Below are 14,893 nucleotides of genomic sequence, written 5' to 3'. Positions count from 1 at the left end.
ATTGACTTGCTTGTTGGGAAATAAGTAATCGCTTAAGCAGACGGTTAAGCTGTTAAGGGATTAATGCCCATCTTGCCAACGATTAGGCGTAGGACTGCAATCTGTTGGTTAAAGCCCAGGGCTATGAGCTTATTCAGGACTGCCATTGCTGGTGCAGAGAGCTGATAGTCCTGTGGTACCGGAATGACATCTCCGGAGCGCATCCACTCGGCCAACTGATACCAAAATGCCAATTTGTTGTTGCTAGTCAGGCATCCGTAATCGCGAGTTATGGCGTTGTTAGTTCCTACCACCAAATCGCGCATAAACTGTAGCTGCTCTTCATGGGATAGATTAGCCACTTGATAGATTAAATTTCCGGCTAGCTTGATCCGATCTGTTGCACCGGAAGCTGCAGGCGTTACTAAGCCTCCCATGTTTTCATATAGAACCCATAAGAGACCTAGTTGGTCGTCAACAGGTAGTCTTTGGATGGAGGCCACCGCATCGGGCACAGCGGCAAAGATATTAGAGTAAACTGGCTTGTCAGCAGCAATAGTCATGGGGTGGGTTCCTAGAATCTGAAATTCTTTGTGAATTATTGTAACGCAATGTAAATTTACATTGCAATTGTTTGGTTCTGGTCTTGAGTCCTCGAACTGAGTAAATTCAATTGTGTCAACAATGTCATTCCGATGGAGCCAGTTGATGACGCGATCGCCCCGACCTGGTAACGTCATACCTGCCATGCCACCAAGTATGCCAACGCTGTATGACTTAGCTAGCAAGACTGCCTACTGAAGTAGCTAGAGGAGATATTTGACTATCCTGATTGGCTCTGACCCAGCGACGATAATCTTGAACAAGTTGACGTTCTAACCGAGACTTGATGGTCAACAAGATGCCATTGAGAAATGCCTTGCCAGTTGTCTGCAAAACTTGCTCAGGAAACAGTTTGAGAGTAGGCGGTATTTCTACTTGCACCATTAAGTCTGCTTTTCCGATTAGCTCGGTGATTGTTTTCTGACGCTGAGGTTGCAGTTTGCCAGATAATTCTAGATGGAAAGACTGATTCAGGCGTTCTGCACCTCGAATCTCACAATTTAGCGATCGCAACTGAAGTGTCCCATCAGGATTTGTCCAGACTTGCAAGTCAGCAATAGGCTCAAACCGTAACATCATGAATTGCAAGGGGCGAAGCCGCAAGCGAAAGTGAGATGGGGCTAACTGTTGAATTCGGCTAGAATCAGTAATCGCTTGAACCAGACGCTGAGGCTGGCACAGATAGTGCTCAATCGAAGTTGCTTCGTTGGGCACGTTCATCCTAAGCGTTTGGGTTACGTGGAAATGTTGCATGGCAAGACTCCAAATCTATCTAAATATTGTTCAAGCTACTCATCCAAACATTTTGGATTGAGGTAAATCTTTTCTGATATGAACGTGTTTATGAGCACTTTTCCTCACATTGAGCCTTTATAAGGCTTTTTCGGCGGATTCTTGTTTGGAAAATTGATCCAGCGCAATTCCAATCGACCAAAGGAATAGCAGAAAAGTTGCAAAGGTCATCAAAGGCATCGTAGCGGCCTCAATTTATTACGTTTAGTAAACACTTACATTAGCTATTCTAATTAGCCGTCCTTTGGAAGATAGAGGGTGGAAACCCGTACAAATGTCTATTTCTAATGGCTATACAGATACTTCGGTTATCCGGCTTCTATAATTACGGTTCTCCACGTGGGTCAGAATTTGAGTAGTGTTTATATTACTCAGAGCTATCTAACTGAATCATTTCCCCACATATACTCAATATTCATAGAGTTGTTCTGACAATTCTCTTTTGTGATGACAAGAATAGAACTCTCTACTAAAGAGACCATAATGATTCTGAGACCCTTTGGATATGAGGTATACCTCCGATCTGTTGTTATCCAAAGATCTCGGGTTTTGGTCTAAGTTATAGAGTCTTCTATCTGGGCGTGGGCCTCTCTGCATCCTTTAGCCGGAGCACATTCAGTGATCCCTGTTGAGTGTATACAATCGCTTTCATGCAAACGGCTCCAAGCTTACAAAGTTATGACAACTTTTCCTCGGACATGCCCTGTTTCTAAATATCTGATGGCGTCTGCAACTTCGCTCAAAGGGTAAACTCTATCGATAACAGGTACAATCTTGTCGGCTGCAAGCAGTTCTGTCAAAAACTCCAGGTCACTCTGGTTTGCTTTGGTAATATCCGTGTTGCGCATTGTCTGCCCTCCAGTCTTTGATTTCCCTGGTTGCAGCATCAATTGCAACATCAAAGCTGGAGCATAGGCATTTAAGAGATAGGTGCCATTAGGGCTCACTATACGCTTAATATCTGAAATCGAACGATTGCCGACATTATCTAAAATCAGATCATACAGCTGCCCGGTTTGGGTGAAATCTTCACGGGTGTAGTCAATGACCTGGTTTGCTCTAAGCGCTCGTACCGTGTCCAGATTCTGTGTGCTACATACACCAGTCACAACTGCTCCAAAAAACTTGGCAATCTGTATGGCAAACGTGCCCACACCACCCGATGCACCATTGATCAAAACCTTTTGCCCTGACTGGATCTGCCCTTGATCGCGCAAACACTGCAAAGCGGTAAGGCCTGCAACCGGGACGGCAGCTACTTGCTCAAACGATAGTTTGGCCGGTTTTAGCACTAATTTATCTTCAGTAACACACCCATACTCAGCAAAACCTCCCCTAGAGATCTCTCCGTACACCTGATCACCCACCTTAAACTGCTTAACGTTTGGGCCAACTGCTTCAACTAGCCCGGCAATATCTGCTCCGAGCATCCTATTTTTGGGGTTTGGTTTTAGCAACCCAGAGATGAAACGGATAATAAATGGTGAGGCTCTCATAAAATGCCAATCCAATGGATTTGCGGCTGCCGCATGGATTTTAACCAGGACTTCGTCGTCTTTGGGAGCCGGTTTTTGGACCTCTTTTAACTGTAGAACATCTGGCGGGCCATACTTGGTATATACGATCGCTTTCATGGGATTTCTCCAAATTTACATTTTCTCAGCTATCACTAGCATTTCAAAGTCTTCAGTGGTTAACTGAACACCCCTTGAGAAAGCACCCAGATTGGCTCCAAAAATAGCAATTTTTTGAAAAGTGAGTGTCTTTAAAGGCGAGTGTCTTTAAAAGCCATGTAATCTCTGATCAGACCGAGCCTCCCGCTTAAGGCTAGAAAAAGAACTTGAAGAACTTGTGAAGCAGTCAGAGATTTGAAGTATTAAGAACAACTATCCTCATAGGTTCGTCATGGCTTTTGCTTACGCTAATGATGGTTTCAAGCTCTATTTCATGACTGGGCACGCATGCCAGAAAGTGCAAAATATCCAGCGTTGCAATAAGGTCTCTCTGACAGTTGATCGCGAGTGTGAAGACTGGGCGCAAATCAAGGGACTTTCCATGGGGGGCATGGCCGCAGTTTTATCTGAGTAACACCTGATATCAGCCGATAAGGTATTTTGCGAGTATAAGCTTCATAACTTTAGTCATGGGAATCAAATGTAATTATATTTGGCTGTAGCGATCGCACCATCCAGGCATCGACATTTTGCTCTGGGATTGGATAGGGGGCCTCAAAGCCAAGGGCACCGATGGGCTTAAACCCAAATCGTGAACAACACCCATTTGACCTAACCGGACTCCCTGGGCGGCTGCTCAAAAGATGTTTTATGGTTTAAATCCTGGTTTAAATTTAGACCAGACGCTGCAACAAGTCAGTGTTTCGTCTATCCCTGCCCATTATTTCTGGGTTGGATAGAGATTTTTATACCCCCCAAGGATCACCATGAAAAAGGAATCATGCCAGCTTTAAAGTTTTAGGGATGGCTTGAGTTAAGTATTTTTGAGGAAGATGATAAGGCCCCGTCGGTCGATATATAGTTTTAGTAGCGAACAATCGATCTACTAAGCTTTTTCATTTTTTCTGATATAAATCTACATCTTAATGGAAACCCCTAAGAGTTAGCTTTAGTGCTTTTAGGATGATGTTTTGGTGTCTCTAAGTGCAGTTTAGATAAGTTTAAAGCCTAAAACCTAGCACAAGCAGATCTTTGATATTTTCTTCAGGTCGCTGACAAGTGTGCGCTTGAAAAAATAGTTACAGGAGATGTTTAGATGGCTAGAAAAGTTCTTATCTTGGCAGCAAATCCCACTGGTACTTCGCCTACCAGACTGGAAGAAGAAGTGCGGGAGATTGATGAGGGTCTGCGGCGATCTAAACATCATAACCAGTTTGAACTTTTTCAGCGATGGGCCGTACGTCCACGAGACATTCAGCAAGCAATGTTAGACGTCGAGCCGCAAATTGTTCATTTTTGTGGATATGGCGTAGAAGACCAGGGACTTATTTTTGAGGATACAGTCGGACAGGCAAAGCTAGTCAGTGGTGAAGCGTTAGCTGCCTTATGTAATCTATTCTCTGAAAAGTTGGAGTGTGTTGTTCTCAATGGTTGCTACTCAGAGATACAGGCTGAGGAAATTGCTAAACATGTCCTCTATGTGATTGGCATGGAGCAAGCTATTAGTGATACAGCTGCCATCGAATTTGCTGTCGGTTTCTATGGCGCTTTAGGTGCCGATCGTTCAGTTGAATTTGCTTACAAGTCAGGCTGTACTGCTATTCAGCTAGTAGGGGTGCCAGAACATTTAACGCCTGTCCTTCATCAGGGGAGGAAGTCGCTTTTAGCTCCCTCTAACATAACTGAAAATTCTGGCTCAGAAAGCTCGGAAGCTCACTACGAGTCTCTTATAAAAGCGATTACTGCTGGTCGAGTAGTTCCTTTTCTAGGATCGGATATTAATTTGTGCGATCGCTCCATTCAAGGCGATGGCGAATTTGAACCCTGGAGACCTCAATGCCCCTACCCACCATCAGGTAAAGAACTCGCTGCCTATCTGGCCAAAACCTTTCCGCCACAGCCAGAAAAAGTTATTCGTCTGCTGGCTCATCAAGACTCAGAGATCAATGCTGATGAATTACCGACAGAATATCCTCTGATTAATGAGGTCATTCATGAGCATGCAATTTTAATCTATCCCGACAGTGAAGGTAAAGGACGTTTGCATGTGGGCGGAGGACTGCTCCAATATTTATCTCAATATGCATATTTGACGAAAGAAGGTGAGCTGTATGACCGACTGCAATGCCTTGAACTCGGTTGCCAGCCAAACCAATTACATCGGTTCTTTGCCAGGCTGCCAGCTATCATGCGAGATAAGGGATATTATCCCCCCTATCCACTCATCGTGACCACCAACTATGACCGGGCATTAGAACAAGCATTTGAAGATGCTAATGAGCCGTTTGATTTAGTATTTTATTCCAACACTATTGATGCCCAAGAGCGAGATAAATTTGTACATCAGCCACCCGATGGTCCCCCTCAAGAAATTCAAGAGCCCAATAAATATAAAGGTCTCTCATTTGATGAAAGACCCGTAATACTCAAACTTTATGGCACTGCAGATCAAATTAGTGAAGGGGAGAGTTTAGTCATTACTGAAGAGCATTATATCGAATATCTGGTTTCTAGAGATCTCTCTAGTTTACTACCCGCTAAAATACTTGGAAAACTACGTACTAAAAGAACGAACGTATTATTTTTAGGGTATCTCTTGGGTAACTGGAATCAGCGGATTATCTTACACCGGATTTGGCAAAATTTGGGGCTAAAAAAAAGAGATGCCTGGTGGGCGGTCCAGGCAAGCCCAAGACCCTTAGCTCAGAAGCTTTGGCAGAGTTACAACATCGTTGTACATGATTGGCCTCTAAAAGACTACATTGCTGAGCTAGACCGGAGGGTAAAGAATATCCCTGCTAAAAGGAGACAGGATTTATGAGTGGAGCCAGCAACCGCATATCTAACACAGATCTATCTTCCCTTCCCTATAAAGGATTAGCCCATTACTCTGAAACCGATGCCCCCTTCTTCTTTGGTCGTGCGAGCGAGTGGGAAGTTGTCGCTGATAATTTGATGGCGACCAGACTAACGTTGCTCTACGGCGCTAGTGGTGTAGGCAAGAGTTCTCTGCTACGGGCAGGTGTTGCTTATCATCTCCAACAAGATGCAAGAAAGAATTTGGTAGAGTTTGGTGCACCTGAATTTGCCGTAGTTGTATTTAATGCCTGGCAAGATAACCCATTAGAAGCATTGACTCAGCATATAGAAAAAGAAATTAAAAGTCTGCTCAATGGAAAAACCTTTGAAGCATTATCACCATCATTAAGATTTAATCAAATGCTAGAAAGTTGGGCAGAACGTCTCAACGAAAATGGGGGTGGCGGTGAGTTATTTATCATTCTCGATCAGTTTGAAGAGTATTTTTTATATCACCCTAATGAAAAAGGAAAGGGCACATTTGCTGAGGAGTTTCCTCGGGCCATTAATCGTCCTGATCTCTCCGTTAATTTTCTAATTTCTATCCGTGAAGATGCTTTAGCAAAGCTAGATCGATTTAAGGTAAGTATCCCAAATATATTCAGTAATTACTTGCGTATTGACCATCTCGATGCCAAGTCAGCCTATGATGCGATTTCCAAACCGATTGAAGTCTATAATCGTCAATCACCTGATAAAACAACAGTTACCCTTGAAGATAGCTTAGTCAAGGTTGTCGTTGATCAAGTTAGTCAGTTCTTTGGCGGTAGTGATGGTCGTGGTATTTCTAAGGAATCTAGAGTGGAGTTGGAGAAGCAGATTGAAGCTCCTTATTTGCAACTGGTAATGGAATACCTTTGGAAGAAGGAAATAGAAAATAAGCGTTCAAATTCTTTAAGACTACAAACATTGTTTGATATGGGGGGAGCTGAAAAAATTGTCAGTGACCATCTCAGCCGACAGATGGACCTGTTACGGAAAGAGGAAGGTGAAGCGTCGTTGGTGGTTATAGCAAGGATTTTTCAATATCTGGTAACGCCTTCTGGAAGTAAGATTGCTTATCCTTTAAAGGATTTAATCGGAATTACAGAATGGCCTGAAACTCGGCTAAGAAGATTACTAGAGAAACTAACAAGTGGAAAACAACGCCTTCTTCGAACTACTAGCAAATCATCTGATGCATATTCTGAGCGTTATGAAATTTTTCATGATGTTCTAGCTCAGCCAATTTTAGACTGGCGCAAGCAATACTTACTAGATGAAGAAAAATATCGCCGTAACCTTGCGATTAAAGAAGGTCTGCCAGCTCAGTCGATACGTCAGATCAAATCTATGCAGGATGAGAAAGCTGCTTTATTGGTTCGCCAAGCTTATTGCTTTTATAAGCGAGAGCGCAACAAAGTTCTTTATCAAATTGATGAAGCGTTACGAGAAATACTCTCCATTTCATATTTCAGTAACATTCTGCGAAGCCATGAGAAAGGTGTGTTTGGCTTTGCTGCCCTTGCCTTTAATCCCAAAAATCCTCAAATGCTAGCTTCAGCTGATTATAACGGTATTATTCGGCTGTGGGATCTTCATCGTTCACCGACCGTTCATCCACCTCAGATTTTGCAAAATCAGCAACACGATGTTCACACGCTCGCGTTTAGTCCAGATGGTAAGATTTTAGCGGCTAGTGGTGCTGATTGTACGATCCATTTATGGTCAAATATAGACCAATCTAATTTGTCATCTCGAATTTTGGGTCACCATGATCAAAATATTACGTCAGTAGCCTTTAACTGGGATGGAACAATATTAGCGTCCGGTAGTGATGACGGCAAAATCAAACTCTGGAATTTAGACAATCAATCAGAAGATGAACCTGTAGCCGTTCTCAGGGGCCATCAAGCGGCTGTTAAAGCTGTTGCGTTTAGTCCAGATAGACAGAGTGGCTATTTGCTTGCTTCCGGTAGCAAAGATAAACTAGTCAATCTTTGGGATATTCGTGACAATACATGCCTTAAAGTCCTAATACGTCATGCTGATGTAGTGCGTTCAGTAGCTTTTAGCCCAGATGGACAATGGTTAGCTTCAGGAGGAGAGGACAAGAATATTGTTCTTTGGGATCTAAGGGATCTTAAACAGGTAGAAGAACTCGAAACATTACTTGCTCATAAAGACAGTGTGCATTCGGTGGCTTTTAGTCAAGATGGACAGTGGTTAGCCTCAGGTAGTGAAGATCAGACCATATGCTTATGGGAACTGGCGGCTGTCAATCAAAAAGTTAGCCGCTTAAAAGAAAGACTTAAAGGTCACAGTTATGGTGTTAGTGCAGTGGCCTTTAGTCCTGACAATCAACTATTAGCCTCTAGTAGCTGGGACAAAACCATTAGACTCTGGCATTTATATCCATCTAAGGAAATTTCTCGGATTATAGGAAAACATACAGATAATATTGTATCAGTCGCCGTCAGTCCAGATGGCCATTGGTTAGCTTCAGGTAGTTGGGATAAGACAGTGAGACTATACGATCTGAGTAACCCAAACGTGCAACCTAGAGTCATTGGAGAACATGATGACAAGGTCTTTGTAGTTGCTTTTGATCAAACCAGTCAAATGCTGGCATCAGGTAGTAAAGATCAAACCATAAAACTCTGGAGAGATTTTCAAAACCCTGTACAACAACCTGAAATTCTTAGAGGCCATCTTGACGTGGTCAGTTCTGTTGCGTTTAGTTCAGACGGTCGATGGTTAGCCTCTGGTAGTTGGTCAAAAGATGGCACCGTACGACTATGGGATCTGTTAAATTCTGATGCTACTGGTCAAACCATTGACACAATTTTGTGGAAGCATGAAGAGATGGAGACCCATGCATCAGAAAGTGTGACATCAGTCGCATTTAGTCAGGATGGACAAATGCTGGCTTCGGCTAGCTATGATAAAACTATTAAACTATTAGATCTACGTAAAACGGATGGGCTGTCCTGGGATTCACTATATGAACAACCCAATGTTGCTCCTATAGTGCTAAAGGGTCATAGTGCTCGGGTTTGGTCAATAGCGTTTAGTCCAAATAGCCAGACACTCGCTTCAGGGAGTGATGATCGAACGATTAGATTATGGGATCTGAGCCAAACCGAGGTACATCCTACACTCCTAAAAGAGCTTGAAGAACATAATTTTTGGGTGAGCTCAGTGGTTTTTAGCCCAGATGGTAAAAGACTGGTCTCTGGTAGTTATGACAAAACCATCAGGATGTGGAACCTCCGCCACTTAGATGAAGATCCCATTGTTTTGAGAGGGCATGAACAAAGTGTCACTTCAGTTGCGTTCTATCCCGACAGTAAGACACTGATTTCAGGAAGCTACGACAATACTGTTCGCCATTGGATCATCGACACAGATCAACTTGCCGATATGGTCTGTGAGAAGGTGCAGCGTAACTTGACCCAGAAGGAATGGCAATGGTTTATGGGGCCTGATATTCCCTATGAGCAGACCTGTTCCAACCTGCCTCCTGGCGAAGGTACTTTGGCAGAAAGGGTACGCGTACAAGAAGTCAGTGAATTGGAGCGTGAATTTCGAGTCAAACTAGCTCAGCTATTTTCGGGTCAGAAATATGTTTTGCAAGTCATTGCGGAAAGGGATGCTGACCAGAAAGATACGGCTGAGGAAGATATTTCTACACCGTTGAATAAGCCTAAGGGTGATGAGGGAACTTATTATCGTCTAGAAACACTACGCCTGCTAGGTTTTCTTAAAATGACCGATCCGGGACAAGGGCCTGGCTCGATTAGATATGGCTTGTCTTCAAAATATCGAGAATATCTCAATAAAATAAAGGAGCATTAGATAATTCCAAACATGGTAGCTGACAAATTAGTTTGCACCTCTAGCTCTGATTCGGATCAGGTGGGTGCGATAGCTTGCTAGATTCTCTAAAATTCTCTCAAGGCTTGTTGCCAGTGTCGTTTATAGTGGTTTAGAAAACTTAACATCCTTACACTCTTCCTCTGAACTATGTAGGATTACTTAAGATAAGTTATGTAAATCTGGATTCATGTGAATTTATTTTTTCAACGCCCATAGACAAACTCTAGCTAGAGCAAACGTTATCCATCCCCAGGATTCAACGTCCGAACAGGCTCTAAATATACTGCTTCCTCAGCCTACTATCCCCTTACCTATGATCTAAGAAGGACATTAACCAGAGACTTTATCCGCCATAACGCAACTCTGAGATGCCCCTAGGCTAACTCAACAGCTCAACCCCATCGACTCGAGCCCCCTTCAACCTTCTTCTTGAGCCAATGAGCAATCCCGCCCCCCTTATGCTGTCACAGGCAATTGATTCTGAGCCCCTGATTGTCGAACCATCTACGTCGCTTGCCGAGGTCATCCGCTTGATGAATCAGGCTTGGGTTAACCATTGCAACTTTGGTGAACCGGCAACGAATACGCAGCCTCCTGCGGCTAAGGCCAAACAGTCGAGTTGTGTCCTAATCATGACGGATGGGCAATTATTAGGTATCTTTACCGAGCGAGATGTGGTCACTCTAATCGCCAATGGGAGGATACAAGACGATCTAACCATTGCCGACGTCATGACCCAGTCGGTAATCTCGCTCAAAATAACAGGCAATCAAGACATTTTTGTCGCCCTGAATCTGATTCGTGAGCATCGGATTCGTCATCTACCGATTTTCGATGAACAAGACCAACTCCTGGGTATTGTCACGCTTCGTAGTATTCGTGAAATCTTAGAACCCAGTGATTTGCTGAGAATCCGGTCAGTTAAGGAGGTGATGAGCACACAAGTCATTCATGCACCACCCAACAGCTCTGTGATGGAGCTAGCTCAGCTGATGGCCGAGCATCAGACCAGCTGCATTGTGATTACAGAAGCATGCCAGGCCTCGGATAAGGATAAAGAGTCTTTGCAGCTCTTTCCGATTGGCATTCTTACAGAGCGAGATATTGTCCAGTTTCGGATGATGGAATTTAACCTAGAACAACTAGAGGTGCAAGCAGTCATGAGCACCCCGTTATTTCTGGTGGACCCAGACGATTCGCTCTGGGCTGTGCATCAACAGATGCAGGCGCACTTAGTCCGACGCTTGGTAGTAGCCAGCCACCAGGGAGAGCTGCAGGGGGTTATCACTCAAACCGATATTCTGAGGATACTCGATCCATTGGAGATGTACGGTATTTTAGAACTGCTACAACATAAACTGACGGAGTTAGAAACAGAAAATCTCCGACTGCTGCAGAACTGTACTATCCAGTTAGAACAGGAACTTGACACCAAGGAACATGAGCGCCAACAGGCCGAACAAACAATCCGGGCGCAAGCAGCTTTGCTGGATGTGACCACTGATGCGATTATGGTGCGTGGTCCTGAGCAACAAATTCTCTTTTGGAATCGCGGCGCTGAACGCTTATATGGGTGGACCGTAGACGAGGCCCTAGGACAAACCATTAATCAGCTAATCTATCGTGAATCACTGCCTGAATTTGAAGACATCCAAACAACACTCGATCAGACAGGGCAGTGGCAAGGAGAACTCCAGCAGGTGACCAAAACTGGTCAAAAAATCACAGTCGCAAGCCGCTGGACCCTCATGCAAGAGGATACGGGATATCCCCAGTCAATCTTGGTTGTCAATACAGACATCACCGACAAAAAACAGCTAGAGCGTCAGTTCTTACGTGCCCAACGTCTAGAAAGCATTGGCACCCTGGCAGGTGGTATCGCCCATGACTTAAACAACATCCTGACGCCAATTTTAGGAGTTGCCAAGCTATTACCGATGCTGATTCGCCCAGATAATACCCAGGCACTGCGGCTGATTGAGGTACTGCAATCGAGTACCCAGCGAGGGGTTGATATGGTTAACCAGGTGCTCTCGTTCTCACGGGGTCTAGAAGGAGAACGCGGTGCACTACAGATCAAGCATCTCATTCGAGAGGTGCTACAAATAGCCCAGCAAACGTTTCCTAAATCGATTAGCATTAATAGCCGACTTGAATCGGATCTCTGGACCATTTATGGAGATGCGACCCAACTTCATCAGGTATTGATGAACCTCTGTGTCAACGCTCGGGATGCTATGCCCAATGGAGGAAAGTTGACCGTAGTGGCCCAAAATTTTCACGCCGATGACAACTATGCTCGGGTGAACTTAGAGGCCAATGTGGGCTCTTACTTAATCATTAGCGTAGAGGATACCGGTGAAGGTATTTCACCAGACATTATCGATCAGATTTTTGATCCCTTTTTTACCACCAAAGAATTGGGTCAAGGTACCGGATTGGGACTCTCTACCGCTATCAGCATTGTTAAAAGCCACGGTGGATTTTTAAAGATTTACAGTGAAGTTGACCGAGGGAGTCGATTTCAGATTTATCTGCCAGCGTCTGAGGCCTCTGAGACGTTACCCACTGTCGAAGAGAACTTACCTCAGGGGCAAGGGGAGTTAATCTTGGTGGTAGATGATGAAGCTCCTATCCGTGAGGTGACTAAACGATGGTTAGAAACCTATCACTACGAAGTCTTAACAGCCTATGATGGGATTGATGCGATCGCCACCTTTGCTGAACACCAACAAGATATTGCAGTGGTCTTAATGGATATGATGATGCCCCAAATGAATGGCCCCACTGCTATCAAAACCTTACAAAAAATGAATCCTCAGGTAAAGATTATTGCCACTAGTGGCTTGCCTTCGGATAGTAATCTAGCCACCACCCTTAGTATTGATGTCGAGTCGTTTTTACTCAAGCCCTATGCTACAGAGTCTTTGCTCAACACTTTACACAAGGTACTTCGTACTCCCGAATGAGTAACTAGCTACCTTCCGGATAAAATGAGAATATCTTTGAGTCATGTTGTTTCAATCCAAGGTTTTGTGATTACAGCCAAAGGCAGATCTAATATCCGCTCGCTGCGATTGCTTGCTTTAATGGAAATGCCTGCACTTCTGTTTTAATCGGTACCTGCGGGACAAGTGCTAAAAAATCTTTCCCGTCTTGTCGAGTTAGATTAGCTGCCGAACGTATAGCCCGCTCTCCCCATAAATCTCATGCCTCTGACACATATTGCCTGAGATTATAAGTAGAAAGGAGAAATATCCGTTTCTTTCCTAAAAACAAACTGTTCAGCAATTTCTTCATAGAGCTGAGGTTCTAGCCTCATTAGACTATAGATATTCTTATATTGACGAATATTTTCCATGCGAGTAATTTTCCAAATCTTGTTATTCTGAGATAACTCAATATTCAACAGAATAGGCCTCATATTGACACTATCTACGGTCCAGTTGCCAAGGATAGTTGCAGTAATCTGGTCTTCCAATGAAGATGCACTCAGAACTGTAAAGGTAGGATCTTTAGAGTTCTCTAGCTCCAGAAATATCTCCCACTCTGGACTACGTCTAACAGACTCAGAAAAATAGCTAAATATCACTTCGCCATCCAATTCTGAGAGATAAAATGAGTTCTGTGTAGTGACTCTAGTCAATAGTTCCGAAAAGCTTGGACGGTCTACTTCTGTAACCATATGGTCAAGTATCTCCAATAGCTCGGGAAGGGAATAAAAATTCTCTGCTTCCCAATCGTCGGCAATTCGAGAAAAATCAGATTCATCTAAAAGCGGAATGGGAGCACCGAGTCCAGTTCGATCTGACTTCTCTGAAATCAGTTCAAAATGAGGCTCACCTTCTCTAATCCGGAGGAAATAGCTATGCTCATACTGTGTCTTTCCTGCTTGGCTAAACAACCAAGCCTCTTCAGGTATAGGCTGATAGGTTGTTGAAAAACTAACAACTACCTTTACCAAGCCATTATTAACTGTACCCAACTCTGAAAGCTGCTGTACACTCTTAATGAGAATGTCCTGTGGTGATTGAGACAATTCCGATGGAGATCTTGTCAGTTCAATGTGCTGTGCCTGAAGATACTGTTTCACTGCTGCGACAGCCGCATCTTCTAAATCGGTCTGAACCTGGTCAGATTCAGGGAATCGATAGATTCGATATACTTTCTCAGACTGATCCCAGTTGGCATAATCAACGTCAAACATCCTAGATATGGCACTCCCCGGTAGCCAGTTGTATCCAGGCACCCAAACCTGATCATCAATTATTTGGGGGGATTCACGAATACGAAGTGGATATCCATTTCGTATCACATTTAGATCCCCAACTCTAAATGTGAGGCCCATCTCATCTTGTTGCTCAACAGTAATAGTTTGAGTCGCTTTATCCCAAATATATGTTCCTCCCAGCGCCTCTACAATAGGCATAACTGGGACATATCCTGCAAATTCATCTGGCTGAGCAGAAATAGTTGCAACCTCTTCATCATTAACAATTATTTGGTGAGCTTCGGTTGTTTTCTCGTTCGTCAAAGGATGCCTATCAACACCTAATTGAGCTTGGTCAATAAACTTAGTGCATCCAGATATTATCGGCCCTGTTGTGGCTATCATCAATGCCAGGCAAGTCATACCTTTGTGAGGCTTCATGAAATAAGCTCCCCTTCAACACCTATCTCCATCATATTAGACGTCAATTATTGTGACGGGTAATTGTCGTCTAACCCAACCTCTATAGTACTTCCGATACTGGTTCCGTGTAGTAGGATAGCTAAAGAGATTGCTATGTATACTGTGGAGGGATAATATCTGCTAGCAAACTCCCCTCACCTATGATGTTATGGATCTATTTTCCCATCCGTATCCTGGTGGCGCGAAACGCCCATAACAGATTGGGACTGTTAACAATAGTGCCTTCACCCCATCAATACCTGAATAAAAAGATGAGGATTATGTGTAGACGTCAAACAACTGTCAGGATATCGGTGACATTGAGAGTAAATCCTATGCATACCGGGTTTTCAGCAAGTCTCCGTTGAAAGTTGTTATCTGTCAGCCTTACATCATCAGGGCTTTAGGAATACATAATTCGTAACAAATAATAGAATGTCCTTGGGTTTTACCTTAT

The 14,893-nt window shown here is 43.7% G+C and carries 8 protein-coding genes and 1 pseudogene; 4 read left to right on the top strand and 5 right to left on the bottom strand.

Annotated elements, in window-relative coordinates:
- Positions 1-44 precede the first annotated feature (44 nt).
- The 4 genes and pseudogenes from DXZ20_RS08495 to DXZ20_RS08480 form a co-directional block, all read right to left on the bottom strand.
- Positions 45-542, bottom strand: a complete 498-nt coding sequence (locus DXZ20_RS08495) for an orange carotenoid protein N-terminal domain-containing protein (protein ID WP_163697608.1) — start codon at positions 540-542, stop codon at positions 45-47.
- 214 nt (positions 543-756) lie between these two features.
- Positions 757-1,335 (bottom strand): DUF1997 domain-containing protein, encoded by a 579-nt coding sequence (locus DXZ20_RS08490; protein WP_163697607.1) that lies wholly within the window; start codon positions 1,333-1,335, stop codon positions 757-759.
- Between the two features lie 707 nt (positions 1,336-2,042).
- Positions 2,043-3,008, bottom strand: a complete 966-nt coding sequence (locus tag DXZ20_RS08485; protein WP_163697605.1) for an NAD(P)-dependent alcohol dehydrogenase — start codon at positions 3,006-3,008, stop codon at positions 2,043-2,045.
- A gap of 15 nt (positions 3,009-3,023) precedes the next feature.
- Positions 3,024-3,143: pseudogene (locus DXZ20_RS08480) on the bottom strand (class I SAM-dependent methyltransferase); the annotation flags it as partial.
- Positions 3,144-3,279: 136 nt separating this feature from the next.
- Between DXZ20_RS08480 and DXZ20_RS08475 the strand changes: the two are divergent.
- The 4 genes from DXZ20_RS08475 (at position 3,280) to DXZ20_RS08460 (ending at position 12,733) form a co-directional block, all read left to right on the top strand.
- Positions 3,280-3,462: a pyridoxamine 5'-phosphate oxidase family protein gene (locus DXZ20_RS08475; RefSeq protein ID WP_163697603.1), complete on the top strand. Its 183-nt coding sequence runs from the start codon at positions 3,280-3,282 to the stop codon at positions 3,460-3,462.
- Between the two features lie 681 nt (positions 3,463-4,143).
- On the top strand, positions 4,144-5,868 hold the full coding sequence (locus DXZ20_RS38465) for an SIR2 family protein (RefSeq protein ID WP_163697601.1): 1,725 nt from the start codon (positions 4,144-4,146) through the stop codon (positions 5,866-5,868).
- On the top strand, positions 5,865-9,743 hold the full coding sequence (locus DXZ20_RS08465; protein WP_163697599.1) for an nSTAND1 domain-containing NTPase: 3,879 nt from the start codon (positions 5,865-5,867) through the stop codon (positions 9,741-9,743). The genes DXZ20_RS38465 and DXZ20_RS08465 overlap by 4 nt, the downstream gene beginning before the upstream one ends.
- Positions 9,744-10,201: 458 nt before the next feature.
- On the top strand, positions 10,202-12,733 hold the full coding sequence (locus DXZ20_RS08460) for a CBS domain-containing protein (RefSeq protein ID WP_163697597.1): 2,532 nt from the start codon (positions 10,202-10,204) through the stop codon (positions 12,731-12,733).
- 266 nt (positions 12,734-12,999) lie between these two features.
- On the opposite strand, the gene DXZ20_RS08455 is transcribed toward DXZ20_RS08460, so the two are convergent.
- On the bottom strand, positions 13,000-14,415 hold the full coding sequence (locus tag DXZ20_RS08455) for a copper amine oxidase N-terminal domain-containing protein (protein WP_163697595.1): 1,416 nt from the start codon (positions 14,413-14,415) through the stop codon (positions 13,000-13,002).
- Positions 14,416-14,893 lie beyond the last annotated feature (478 nt).

The sequence above is a fragment of the Adonisia turfae CCMR0081 genome, assembly GCF_011009555.1.
Taxonomy (GTDB): Bacteria; Cyanobacteriota; Cyanobacteriia; order Phormidesmidales; family Phormidesmidaceae; genus Leptothoe; species Leptothoe turfae.
This window is presented reverse-complemented; position numbering and strand designations above follow the sequence as displayed.

What these genes read in the sequence shown, in the direction of transcription:
- DXZ20_RS08495 (WP_163697608.1), bottom strand. Translation starts at nt 542, where the DNA reads ATGACTATTGCTGCTGACAAGCCAGTTTACTCTAATATCTTTGCCGCT.
- DXZ20_RS08490 (WP_163697607.1), bottom strand. Translation starts at nt 1,335, where the DNA reads ATGCAACATTTCCACGTAACCCAAACGCTTAGGATGAACGTGCCCAAC.
- DXZ20_RS08485 (WP_163697605.1), bottom strand. Translation starts at nt 3,008, where the DNA reads ATGAAAGCGATCGTATATACCAAGTATGGCCCGCCAGATGTTCTACAG.
- DXZ20_RS08475 (WP_163697603.1), top strand. Translation starts at nt 3,280, where the DNA reads ATGGCTTTTGCTTACGCTAATGATGGTTTCAAGCTCTATTTCATGACT.
- DXZ20_RS38465 (WP_163697601.1), top strand. Translation starts at nt 4,144, where the DNA reads ATGGCTAGAAAAGTTCTTATCTTGGCAGCAAATCCCACTGGTACTTCG.
- DXZ20_RS08465 (WP_163697599.1), top strand. Translation starts at nt 5,865, where the DNA reads ATGAGTGGAGCCAGCAACCGCATATCTAACACAGATCTATCTTCCCTT.
- DXZ20_RS08460 (WP_163697597.1), top strand. Translation starts at nt 10,202, where the DNA reads ATGAGCAATCCCGCCCCCCTTATGCTGTCACAGGCAATTGATTCTGAG.
- DXZ20_RS08455 (WP_163697595.1), bottom strand. Translation starts at nt 14,415, where the DNA reads ATGAAGCCTCACAAAGGTATGACTTGCCTGGCATTGATGATAGCCACA.